Annotated in this window: 8 protein-coding genes; 7 read left to right on the top strand and 1 reads right to left on the bottom strand. The window is 66.6% G+C overall.

Features of this window, described 5'->3' with window-relative positions; translation table 11 throughout:
* Positions 1 to 209 precede the first annotated feature (209 nt).
* The 7 genes from ACE5CZ_RS13525 (at position 210) to ACE5CZ_RS13495 (ending at position 11692) form a co-directional block, all read left to right on the top strand.
* Positions 210 to 5294, top strand: coding sequence for a glycoside hydrolase domain-containing protein (locus ACE5CZ_RS13525; RefSeq protein ID WP_374947856.1), 5085 nt, complete (start codon positions 210 to 212; stop codon positions 5292 to 5294).
* A gap of 229 nt (positions 5295 to 5523) precedes the next feature.
* Positions 5524 to 6981 carry an FAD-binding oxidoreductase gene (locus ACE5CZ_RS13520; protein ID WP_374947855.1) on the top strand — a complete coding sequence of 486 codons (1458 nt, stop codon included), beginning with the start codon at positions 5524 to 5526 and terminating at the stop codon, positions 6979 to 6981.
* Between the two features lie 81 nt (positions 6982 to 7062).
* Positions 7063 to 7959, top strand: coding sequence for a sugar phosphate isomerase/epimerase family protein (locus ACE5CZ_RS13515; protein WP_374947854.1), 897 nt, complete (start codon positions 7063 to 7065; stop codon positions 7957 to 7959).
* A 36-nt stretch (positions 7960 to 7995) separates the two neighbouring features.
* A complete protein-coding gene (locus ACE5CZ_RS13510) occupies positions 7996 to 9237 on the top strand; it encodes a Tm-1-like ATP-binding domain-containing protein (protein WP_374947853.1) in 1242 nt (413 codons plus the stop codon).
* Positions 9234 to 10172, top strand: a complete 939-nt coding sequence (locus ACE5CZ_RS13505) for a creatininase family protein (protein ID WP_374947852.1) — start codon at positions 9234 to 9236, stop codon at positions 10170 to 10172. Before ACE5CZ_RS13510 ends, ACE5CZ_RS13505 begins: the two co-directional genes overlap by 4 nt.
* 81 nt (positions 10173 to 10253) lie before the next feature.
* The gene (locus ACE5CZ_RS13500; RefSeq protein WP_374947851.1) at positions 10254 to 10934 is read left to right on the top strand and encodes a GntR family transcriptional regulator; all 681 of its coding nucleotides are present in this window, start codon (positions 10254 to 10256) and stop codon (positions 10932 to 10934) included.
* A gap of 80 nt (positions 10935 to 11014) precedes the next feature.
* Positions 11015 to 11692, top strand: coding sequence for an AIM24 family protein (locus ACE5CZ_RS13495; RefSeq protein ID WP_374947850.1), 678 nt, complete (start codon positions 11015 to 11017; stop codon positions 11690 to 11692).
* A 113-nt stretch (positions 11693 to 11805) separates the two neighbouring features.
* Here ACE5CZ_RS13495 and ACE5CZ_RS13490 read toward each other — a convergent pair.
* The coding region (locus ACE5CZ_RS13490) for a sugar phosphate isomerase/epimerase family protein (protein WP_374947849.1) at positions 11806 to 12538 on the bottom strand (733 nt) is incomplete at its 5' end.

Raw genomic sequence — 12538 nt, 5'->3', positions numbered from 1 at the left:
GTGGTGTTCCGCCCGCCGCCTGGGACTCCCCCAGCGATTTTTTGTGGGGTGGGGGGGGCGCGCCCCCCCGCCCCCCCCCCACGACTCTTGCCGCGACATCCTGTTTCGCGCTGCCCTGCCAGACATCGCCCGCCCCGCCCTGCCCTGCCCAACACAGCCCCGCCCTTGCACAGCCCTGCACCACACCAGCCTTGGAGAACCCACCACGCATGTCCACGTCATCCCGTTCGATTCGCCTCGTCACCGGTGCGCTGCTCGCCGCGGTCCTCGGGGCTGGACTTGCGCCCACGGCCGCGAACGCCGCTGAGCCCGCTGCACCCCGTGCCGCCGCCACCGACTTCACCGAGTTCGTCAACAACTTCGTCTCGACCGAGGACGACTTCGGCCAGGACCTGCCGGGCGCCGAGGCCCCCAGCTCGATCGTCAAGATCAACCCGATGACCACCCCGGGTCGCTCGCACAGCGGCTACGACTACGCCGAAGACCAGATCGCCGGCTTCACGCACTCCAACCTCGATGGCGTCGGCGGATCCGGCGGCGGCGGCGACCTGCTCGTCGTTCCGACCTACACCAGCTACATGGGCGTTCCGTCATCGTCGTCGTATGCCAAGAACTACAGCCACGATGAAGAAGACGCCGAACCCGGCTACTACGGCGTGGAGCTGGCGACAGGCCAGGGCCCGATCCTGGCCGAGGCGACCACCGACGTGCGCACGGGCCAAGATCGCTTCACGTTCCCGCAGGCCGGCACGGCGTCGCTCGTCGTCGACCTGCGAAACAATTTCACTCGCCGCACCGGCGCATCCATCGACGTGACGAAGCTCGACGACGGTCGAGTCGGGCTGTCGGGCGAGTTCGGCGGGCACTTCAACGGCTACGACTACCTGATGTACTACTACGTCGAGACCACCGCCGCGGCGAAGGATGTGCGCACGTGGGGCGCATCCGGATCGCTCGGCACCGCGTCGCATCAGGATGGCACCAACCTCGGGGCCATTCTCGACTTCGACGTCGAGCCCGGCGAGCAGATCGGCCTCGAGGTCGCGATCTCTCCGATCAGCGCGGCGCAGGCGAGAGTCGACCTCGCCGGCGAGATGGGCGACCGCACGTTCGAGCAGGTTCGGGCAGACACGAAGGCCGACTGGAACGAGATCCTCGGACGACTCGCCGTCACCGCTTCGGCGACGAGCGATCCCGACGGCGACCTGCAGAAACTGTTCTACACGCACCTGTACCGCATGTTCGGCCAGCCGGTGAACGCCACGAGCACGAGCGGCACCTATCGCGGCCTCGACGGCGAGATCTACCCGGCCGACGGCTACACGCACTACGACGGGTGGGGCACCTGGGACGATTTCCGCAAGTTCGAGATCCTCGCCATCGGCTACCCCGAGGTATTCCGCGACCAGGCGCAGTCGCTCGTCGACCTGTACGGCTCTTTCGCAAAGAGCGGCAAGAGCTCACTCTCCGGCGCCGTGCACTCCGTGCCGACCGTGCGTTTCGAGCGTGCTGCCATCGTGGTCGCAGACGCGGTCGCCAAGGGCGCGAACCTGAGCGGCCTCGAGAACGCCTGGCCGGCGCTCGTATCGCAGTCGGCCGGAGGCTACGGCAACCCCGACAACGTCACGCGCGGATACATCGCGAACGAAGTAGACGACACCCTCGGCACGGCGTACGACGACACCGCGTTGGCGACCATAGCCGACGCGCTCGGCAAGACCGACGAGGCGAACGCGTTCCGCCTGCGCGCCACGAACTGGACCAACCTGTACAAGCAGAACGCCGTGGCCGTCGCTGACGGCAGCTCGCTCGGCCTGGTGTTTCCGAAAGACGCGAACGGCAATTGGCTGAACGCGAATCCGGAGTCCTTCGAGGCGGGCAACGTCTACCAGGGCACGCTCTGGCAGTACAACTGGACCGTCGCGAGCGACCTCGGTGGAATGATCGACCTGATGGGGGGCAAGGACGAGACTCTCTCTGCGCTCAGCTACATGTTCGGAGAGCAGGCGCCGAACGACGGATCGCGCATGCTGTTCTCGAGCGCGAACGAGACCGACCTGCAGGTGCCTTACCTCTTCAACTACGTCGGTGCGCCGTCGAAGACGCAGAAATGGGTGCGCAACCTCTATAGCAAAGAGACGTGGAACCGCTACATCGCCACCGGCTCCACGGGCGAGTACCCGTCGGGCGGAGGAGAGTTCCGTCCGCCGATCAAGACCAAGGTGTACAAGAACTCTTCGCAGGGCTTCCTCGCCACGCAAGACAACGACACCGGCGCCATGTCTGCCACGTTCGTGGCGGCAGCGCTCGGCCTGTACCCGGTTCAGGCCGGATCGAACGAGTACCAGATCGGCACCCCGTTCTTCGAGAACGTGCGCATCAACTACGAATCCGGCCGCACGTTCGACATCAGCGCGAACGGCGTCTCGCCCGACGACTATTACATCCAGTCCGCATCCCTCAACGGGCAGAACTTCGATCGCACCTGGGTCACGTACGACCAGCTCACCGCGGGAGGCGAGCTCGCCTTCGACATGGGCGACACGGCATCCGACTGGGCGGCCGATGGAGTTGCGTCGTCGTCGCTGAGCGACCTCGTGCCGAGCTCGGTCTACGACCGCAGCAGCGCGGTCGCCGTGGCCTCGCGCGAGTTCACCGAGGCGGATGCGGGAGACGGCTCGGTCGGCAATGACATCGCCCTGACGATCGCCAACGGCACATTCGCCGGTAAAAACGGCGATGACCTCGCGGCGACGGGGGCGATCACGGCGGCGAACGTGCCCGCCGGTCTGACCCTCGTGGCGAAGCGCACCGGCGATCGCAGCGTCTCGCTGTCGCTCGCGGGCGCGGCGGCGAAGAATGGCAGCAGCGACAGCATCGACGACCTGGCGCTGAGCATCGCCGATTCGGCCTTCAGCAAGAAGCCGTCGGCGGGAACGCGCGAGTTCGCGTTCAAGGTCACGTTCGACGGGGCCACGCTGCACGCGGTGAGCACGAGGCTGACGGCATCCCCGGATGGCGCGGTCGACACGACGGTCGCGTTGACGCTGGCCGGCGCGACCTTCGCCGGCCCGACCGGTCGCGACCTCGTGGCCGACGGCGCGCTGACGCTGCCCGGACTGCCCGCGGGCGTCAGCGCGAAGGCAGTGAAGAGCGGTGACGCCACAGTCGAGCTGCGGTTGACCGGATCGCTCGGCGACCTCCAGCGCGCCGAATTCGCCCTCGCGTTCACAGACGCGGCTCTCACCGGAGGGCGCGCCAGCGACCTGAGCGGCGACGGCATCTCGGGCCTCGGCACCTTCACGATCGCCGTCGACCAGCAGTGGCGGGCGAAGCTCACCGCTCTGGTCGAGGAGGCGAATCTGGTCGTCACGGGCGGGTACACGGCGACGTCGTTCGCGACGTTCAGCTCGGCGCGGGATGCGGCCGAGGCCGTTCTCGCCGACGCCGATGCGTTGGACGAGAGTCTGCATTCGGCATACGACAGCTTGACGCGGGCTGCCAAGGGATTGAGGATCGCCGATACGTCGGGCGACGTGCGTCTCGACGGCGTCGTGTACGACGAGGTCGCGTTCGACGACGACTTCTCGACGGACCGGCTATCGGAATACTCGGTCTTCGGCGACTCGACCGAACCGTCGGCTGCCGTGTCGGTCGATACCGCGGCGGGCGTGCTGAACGCATCCGCCGACGGGCGCCGGTGGAGCCACATCGCGCTTCCTGTGAGTGGCGGCGGGGACTTCGCCCTGGTCGTCGAGCCGAAGAGTTTCGCCGAAACGTCGGCGGCAGAGGACAGCCTGTTCATCGGGCTGACCGACGGGCCCACCAACAGGGCGCACAGCTGGTTCAACAACTCCCGCTCCGAGAGTGGCTTAGACCTGGTCGTCGACAGGCAGGGCAAGGATCTCGGCATCGGCAGCCTGACGGGCGTCGAGTTCACCCCGGGCGACCGCTTCGCGACTGTCGTCTCGGCAGGCGTGATCACGTCGTGGATCGAGGAGGACGGCTCGTGGCGCAAGATCCGCTCGAGCGCGCTGAGCGCGTTGACGGCGGAGCAACTCGCGAGCTGGGACCCCACGCTCAGCCTGCGACTCGACCCGGGCACCATCGCCATCGACCGGGTCACGCTGCTGAAGGCATCCGAAGTCGTCGCGGCACTGCCGGTGCGAGTCGAGGCCGAGGGCTTCACTGCGTCGAGCGGCGGATCCCTTGTCGCCGAGGGCACGAGCCCCTCGGGCAACGTCGGCGGCACGTATGACGGCGGGCGACTGACGTATGGAAACGTGGCTTTCGGCCCCGCCGAACTCGGCACGCTCACGGTACGCACGTCCACCCGCGATGACCGGGTCGGTGCCAACCCGCGCCTCGAGTTCTACCTCGACGAGCCGACCGAGGCGAACAAGGTCGCCCAAGTCGCACTGCCGAAGACCGGAGGCTGGGGCAACTACGTGACCACGACGGTCGACCTCGCGCGGCCGGTCTCCGGAAACCACACCCTCGTCGTGGTCATGCACTCCGACCCCGTCGCGGGCCAGTCGTACCAGTACGTCTCCAACCTCGACTGGTTCGAGTTCGCCCCCGTCGACGGCGAGACGCCAGCCGTGGACTTCACCGCGCTGCGTGCCGCCATCAGCGATGCGCAGGGGTTCGTAGAGCAGGAGGATCGCTACATCGCGATCGACTTCGCGGTGTTCCGCACCGTGTTCGACGAGGCGACGCGCGTCGCTTCGGCTCCCGACGCCACTCAGCACGACGTCGACGCCGCGCTTCGCACCCTCGAGGCCGCGACCGCGCAGCTCGTGTGGAAGGTGGTGAGGCAGCTGCCGGTGCTCATCTTGAAAGCGGAGGCGGTCGACACGACTCCCTACTCGCCCGAGACGGTCGCGGCGCTGACCGCAGCACTCGAGGCGGCGCGAGCCGTCGAGGAGGGCGCGTCGTACGAGACGTACGTGGCCGCGGTCGAGGGGCTGCAGAAGGCTCTGGATGGCCTGGTGGCCCCGACCGATCCGACCGATCCGACCGATCCGACCGATCCGACCGACCCGACTGACCCGACTGACCCGACCGGTCCGGGCACGCCGACGCAGCCGACCGATCCCGCGCCGGCCCCATCGCAGTCGGCTGCACCCTCCGCTGGGTCGTCCACTCCGGGTGGTTCCGCGGCGAAGGGCGACCTGGCACGCACGGGATACGACGGTGCTGCGGGCTGGACCGCAGGCGCGCTGGGAGGACTCCTCCTCGCCTTCGGCGTCACCCTGGTGATCGCGCGCCGACGCAGAAGTGCCGCCCGCTGATCGAGAACCGCACATTCTCGCCCCCGAGCCGCCTGACGCGCTCGGGGGCGATCGTGTTCCCTCAGGAGTCTGTTGACACCCACCCAAACACCACATAGTGTTCTTGCTTGTATACAGGTTCGGATACAGGCTCGATATCGACCGCGGACCGTGATACGAACCGTCCACACGACACAAGGGAGTCTCCGTGGGGAATTCTGACCCGGGCAGCAGCGTTGACACCACATTCGTGAGCGGCTCCTCGTTTCTGCGGGGGCACGTGCTGCGCGAGTTGCAGATGGCCGTCGGCGCCGAGAACGTGTCGATCGACACAGCCGAGACGCAGGAGCAGGCCGCCGACTGGTCGTGGATGAGCAAGTACCTGCAGTACCGCGACCTGGCGGTTCCGGCCGCCGACTTCGTGGTGCGTCCGGGAACTACGGCAGACGTGCAGGCGGTCGTGCGACTCGCATCCGATTACCGCATCCCCGTTGTCCCGCGCGGTGGCGGCTCCGGCACCCAGGGCGGCACGTTCGCCCCCTACGGCGGAATCGCGCTCGACCTCACCCGCCTGAACACCATCGTCGAGATCGATGAGGAGAGCCTGGTCGTGACGACCGGCGCCGGCATAGACGGGCCCACCCTCGAGGCGGCACTCAACGAGAAGGGCCTCACCCTCGCGCACTACCCGGGCAGCTATCACCTCGGTGCCACGATCGGCGGCTTCATCGCGGCCCGCGGTTCGGGAGTCGTCAGCACCAAGTACGGCAAGGCCGAAGACCAGGTGCTCCAGGTCGAGGCGGTCGTCGCCCCCGGAACCGTGGTCAAGACGCTCAACGTTCCGAGCCACGCGGCGGGCTCCGACCTGCTGCAGACCTTCGTCGGCAGCGAAGGAACCCTCGGCGTTATCACCGAGGCCAGCCTCCGCATAGATCCGCTGCCGGCGGCGCGCGGGTTCCTCTCGTTCAGCTTTCCCGACATCTTCGCGGGCATGGATGCCGGTCGCCGCATCATGACCGCAAGGCTGCGTCCCGCGGTCATCCGGCTCTACGACGAGGCCGACTCGAAGAAGCTCCAGGACTGGGTCGGCACCCCCTTCGCCGGCACCCTCATGGTGATCATGTGCGACGGCGACCAGGAACTCGTCGACTACGAGATGCGCGCCATCACCGCCCAGGCCGAGAAGGCCGGCGGCACCTCGCTCGGCCCCGACGTGGGCCGCATCTGGTGGGACGGCAAGTACGAGCCGTATGCCAAGGGCAAGCTGCCCCAGCCGCCGCTGCTCTACGGAACCTTCGACACCGTCGCCCGCTTCCATGACCTGCCCGCCATCTACCGGGCCAAGAAGAAGGCGATCGAAGAGCAGTTCGCCGACTACGGCGCCCGCTACACCGCCCACCTCTCGCACTGGTACGACTGGGGTGCCATGATCTACGACCGCTTCTACGTCGACGAGCCGCCCACCGACCCGGCCGAAGCCATGGCGCTGCACGACCGGCTGTGGGATGTTGGAATCCGTGAGGGAATCTCAGCGGGGGGCGTGCTCAATGACCACCACGGCGTCGGCATGAAACTGGGCCGTTTCATGCGGCTGCAGCACGGCACGGGTTTCGAGCTCATGCGTGCCCTCAAAGACGCCTGGGATCCCGACGGCATCATGAACCCCGGCAAACTCGGCTTCGGGCCGCCCCGCAACTCGCGTTGGTAGCCGCGCCCGCGGCATCCGGCATCTCGAACGACCCCGGCAACCGAATACACCCCATCACCGCAATTCTCAAAGGAGAGAGTCATGCATCTGTCCATGCACAACTGGATGCGATCGGAACCGATCGAGACCACGATCGCCCGACTCGCGAAATACGGCTACAAGAGCATCGAGATCTCGGGGGAGCCCGAGAAGTACGACCCCAAACACGTGCGCGGGCTGCTCGACCACTACGGCCTCGACTGCTGGGGATCGGTGACGCTCATGGTGGGCGGCCGCAACATGCAGTCGGGTGACGAAGGCGTGCGCGCGTCGAGCGTGCAGTACGTGAAGGACTGCATACAGCTCGTGTCCGACCTCGACGGGCAGATCCTCACGCTCGTTCCCGGGGAGGTGGGCAAGATCACGCCCGACTCCACGCCCGAGAACGAATGGGGCTGGCTGGTCGACGGAGTGAAGGAGATTTATGAGGTCGCCGAGGCCAAGGGTGTGCGCGTCGGCATCGAGCCGCTCAACCGCTTCGAGTCGTACCTCATCACCCGCGCCGAGCAGGCTCTCGCGTTGTGCGACGCCGTCGGCCCGAACCTGGGTGTGGTGCTCGATGCGTTCCACATCAACATCGAGGAGGCGAATCTCTGGGACGCCATCCAGCTCGTCGGCCCGAAACTCGTCGACTTCCACGTCGCCGAGAACAACCGGATGCCCGCAGGCTACGGGGATTACGACTGGCAGAGGGTCGTCTCGACGCTCGAGGGGATCGGCTACGACGGAGCCCTCACTGCGGAGTTCGTGGCCCCCGTCGATCGCACCCCGGCGAACAAGTACCCCAACGCGCTCGAGACGAACTTCGACGGTCTCGACATCGACCCCGACCAGCTGAAGTTCATCATCGACCACGGATCGTCGATCCTCACCGAGGAGTACTACGACTGGCTGGTCAAGGTGAACAGCGAGACGCTGCTGCCGCTCATCACGAAGTAGCTCGCCGTTCCGTCTCGTTTCAGGAGGGAGCCCGTCATGGGTGCTGTCGTTCTCATCGCGACGCTCGACACCAAGGGGCCGGAGGTCGCGTACCTGCGCGACCGCCTCAACTCCCTCGGGGTCGACACGTTCGTGATCGACTCCGGCATCCTCGGCGAGCCCGTGGGCATCACCCCCGACATTTCACACGGCGAACTCGCTCGTCGTGGGGGCATGACCCTCGACGAACTGCAGCACGCGGGAACCCGGGGCCGCGCCGTCGAGATCATGCGCACCCTCGTGACCGAGCTCGTGCGCGAGAAATTCGCCCACGGCGAGGTCGTCGGCGGCATCAGTGTCGGGGGAGTGGGTTCGGTCATGGGGGCCGCCGCGATTCAGATACTGCCCGTCGGGGTGCCAAAGATGGTGGTCGCGCCCACGGCATCCGGTCACCACGAGTTCGCGCCCTATGTGGGCACGAAAGACGTGATGGTCGTGCACTCGATCGTCGACATCCTGGGGCTTAACCCCATCTCGACGACGGTGTTCGACAACGTCGCCGCCGCCATGCTCGGGATGCTGCGCGCCGGCCATCCGCTCGGCCCGCCGTCGGGCGAGACCCGCTATGTGGCGACCACCATGCTGGGCAACACCACGCACGCCGTGGAGGCGATGAAGGCGCGCCTCGCGGAGCTCGGCTACGAGACTGTGGTGTTCCACTCGAACGGAGTCGGCGGGCCCGCCATGGAGGAGCTCGCCGCGGCCGGGCAGTTCGTGGGGGTCATCGACTACACGACGAACGAGATCACCGACCCGCTGACCGGGGGCATCCACGACGGCGGGCCGAACCGCCTGCGGGTAGTGGGCGAACTCGGCCTGCCGCAGGTGGTCGTGCCGGGCTGCATCGACTTCTCGGTCTTCGCGGCGGGGCAGATCCCTGAAGCGCTCGCCGGCCGGCCGATCTACGACCACAACCCCGAGTACTCCCTCGTGCGCACCCCGATCGACGAGATGCGGCAGATCGGGCGCATCTTCGCCGAACGGCTGAATGCGGCCACCGGGCAGGTGCGCATCGTCGTTCCGACGCGGGGGCTGTCGATCCCGTCGACGCCCGACGGGCCGTTCTGGAACCCCGCGGCCGACGCCGCTTTTCTCGAGGAGGTGCGGGCGAACATCCGGCCCGACATTCCCGTCGAGACCCTCGACCTGCACATCAACGACCCCGAGCTCGGGCGCTACGTCGCCGGGCTGTTCTGCACCATCCTCGACTCGACCCGCCCCAAGGAGGCACTCGCATGAGCGAACCCGTGAAGAACGAATCCCTGAAGAACGAACGCATCATCAACAGACTGACCGAGGGCGATGAGGAGTTCCGCGAGATGTTCCGCTCGTGGAACCTGGCGCACCTCTCATACGTCGACATCGGCGAGTACCTGAAGACGAAGGACACCGTGCTCGTGCCCATCGCATCCACCGAGCAGCACGGGCCGCACCTGCCGCTGTTCACCGACACCATCACCGCGGTCGAGATCTCGGAGCGCATCTCGGAAGAGATCGGAGTGCTGCACACACCGCCCATCTGGACCGGCTACTCGCCGCAGCACATGTACGGGGTGGGCGAGGGCCGCGGCACGATCACGGTTCGCTCGTCGACACTGCTCGCGCTGATGAACGACATCGCACGCAGCCTCATTCATCACGGGTTCAACCGCATCATCTTCATCAACGGTCACGGGTCGAACATCAAGGTCGTCGACCCCGTGCTGCGCAAGCTGCGCTACGAGACGGGCGCGCTGATCTCGTTCGTGAAGCCCTACATGGAGAGGTACGAGGGCATCCTGAAGGGGCTCATGGAGAACCCGCCCGAGGAGACACCCGGCTGGCACTCGTCCGAACTCGAGACGTCTCAAGACCTGGCGTGGAACGAGGACCTCGTGCGCATGGAGAGGGCCGTCGACACCCGCGCGCACATCCCCGCCTTCCTGCCCAAGGCATTCTCGAAAGACGACGGGATGCCCGACGCCGAGTTCGAGGGCTACCAGTACTTCAGCTTTCCGATGGACCACCACGAGTTCGTCGAGAACGGAATCATCGGTAACCCGATGCGCGCCACCGCCGAGAAGGGGCACGAGGCGTTCCGTCGATTGTCGGAGCACGTGGCCCGGGGCATCCTCGAACTGCAAAAGGTTCCGGTGACGGTTCACAACCGCGAGTTCATCGACCGAGTGTTGTGATCGTTGCGGGGTCGAGTAGGCCACCCGCGGCCGTATCGACACCAAAGGGAGCATATTCTTAGGGGAGTAAGGGGGTCATCGATGGCGATCACGACGATCGAGGCGGGTTCACGGGTCAACGACGCCTACGAATTCCTCCTCTCCGAGATAACGGGCTTCCGTCTTCGCTCGGGCGCGCCGCTCTCAGAGAACCGCATCGCGAACCAATTGGGCATCTCGCGCACTCCGGTGCGCGAGGCACTGCAGCGCCTCGAGAAAGAGGGGCTCGTCAAGCGCACCGACAACGCGCGCTTCACGGTCTCGCAGCTCACGAAGACCGAGGTCAACGACGCCTGCGACCTGCTCGAGGTGCTCGACACCTACATTTGCAGAAAGGCCGCCGAGAAGCTGACGCACGACGACATCCAACGCCTGCGCCTGTCGGTCGAAGGCATGACGCACGCGGCTCACCGCGACGACCGCGACTCGTGGTCGGAGGCCGATCTGGCGTTTCACCGCCTGGTGAACGGCATTGCGGGCAACCAGCTCGTGGCCGACACGGTGAAGGAGACGCGGCGCCGTATCCAGCGATTCTGGTTGCGCGCGGCCACGCTGCAGCACCGGCTCGAGGCGTGCTCGACGGAACACCAGGTGCTGGCCGATGCGATGATCACGAAGGACTACGCCGCCATTGAACCCGCCGTTAAGGAGCACATCGGACACATGCGCCAGCGCATGCTCGACATGCTCGACGCGGCGGCGATGCTGCTGGGCGACGCGTAGCTGCGGCCTGCCGCCTGCCCGTCGCCGCCCGTAGGCTGGTGCCACCCACCCCCGCCCGCTGCACGAAAAGGACACTCCCCATGCGCTCAACGCTATTCAGCCAAGAGAACAACGAGGTCGAATCCGACGCTCTCATGGCCCTGCAGAACCCGTACATGCTGCGCTCCCGAGTCAGCCCGGGGCGCGACATCATCACCCGCAAGGGCGCGATGGTCGCGTATCAGGGCAACGTCGAGTTCAAGCACGAAGGGGCGCGGGATGCCGGTGCCCTGTTGCGCAAGATGGTCTCGAGTGACGACCAGCCGTTGATGCGCGTATACGGCCACGGCGACGTGTTCTTCGCGCATCACCGGGCGAACATCCACCTCATTCAGCTCGAGGGCGAGGGAATCACGATCAACGGAACGTCCCTGCTCGCTTTCCAGGCCGACCTCGGCTACGAGCTCACGCGGCTCAAGGGTGCGAGCATGCTCGCCGGCGGCTTCTGGAACACGACCGTGCACGGACACGGGCACATGGCCGTTGCCACGCAGGGCACACCGATGATCCTCGACTGCTCGCATCAGCCCACGTTCACCGACATCAACGCCACGGTCGCGTGGAGCGCGAACCTGCAGCCGACAGTGAAGACGTCGCTGACGGCGGGCGCGTTCATCGGGCGTGGATCGGGCGAAGCGTTCCAGTACGCGTTCCACGGACCGGGCTGGGTCATCATCCAGCCGTCGGAGTTCACGGGAGCGACCGTCCCCGCGTCGTAACCGACAATCCCTCTGCATTCGCGGATGAGGAAATTTCTGCGACTCGCCGCGTCAGACAGGCACGACGCGCCGACGGATCGAAGTTTTTCCTCATCCGCGAACGGGCGGGCAGGCTAGTCGACCTTCTTCGAGAACGCGGCGTCGAAGGATGCCGTGGGCGCCTCCCAGAGCAGCGAGCGCACGAAGGCGAGGGCTTCGGGGGCCCCGCGCAGGCGATCCATGCCTGCGTCCTCCCACTCCACCGAGATGGGGCCGGTGTAGCCGATGTGCTCCAAAGCACGGAACGCATCCTCCCAGGGAACGTCGCCGTGCCCGGTCGACACGAAGTCCCAACCGCGGCGCGGGTCGGCCCACGGCAGGTGCGAGCCCAGGATGCCCGCGCGCCCCGAGTTGGCGTTGCGCATGCGAGTGTCCTTGCAGTCGACGTGGTAGATCAGCTCGGCGAATTCGACGATGAACTCGACCGGGTTGATTCCCTGCCAGACCATGTGGCTCGGATCCCAGTTGAGCCCGAACGACTTTCGGTGGTCGATGGCCTCGAGCGCGCGCACGGTCGACCAGTAGTCGTAGGCGATCTCCGACGGGTGCACCTCGTGAGCGAAGCGCACGCCCTCGGAGTCGAACACGTCGAGAATGGGGTTCCAGCGGTCGGCGAAGTCCTGGTAGCCCGCGTCGATGACGTCTTGGCCCACGGGTGGGAACATCGCCACGTACTGCCAGATGCTCGATCCGGTGAATCCCACGACCGTGTCGACGCCGAGTTTGCGCGCCGCGATGGCCGTCTTCTTCAGCTCTTCGGCAGCGCGCTGGCGCACGCCCTCGCCGTCGCCGTCGCCCCAGACCTTC

Origin of the sequence: Agreia sp., from assembly GCF_964263775.1 — a bacterium.
GTDB lineage: Bacteria > Actinomycetota > Actinomycetes > Actinomycetales > Microbacteriaceae > Agreia.
Note: the sequence above shows the minus strand (reverse complement) of the source record. Positions and strands in the feature narration are given on the sequence as shown.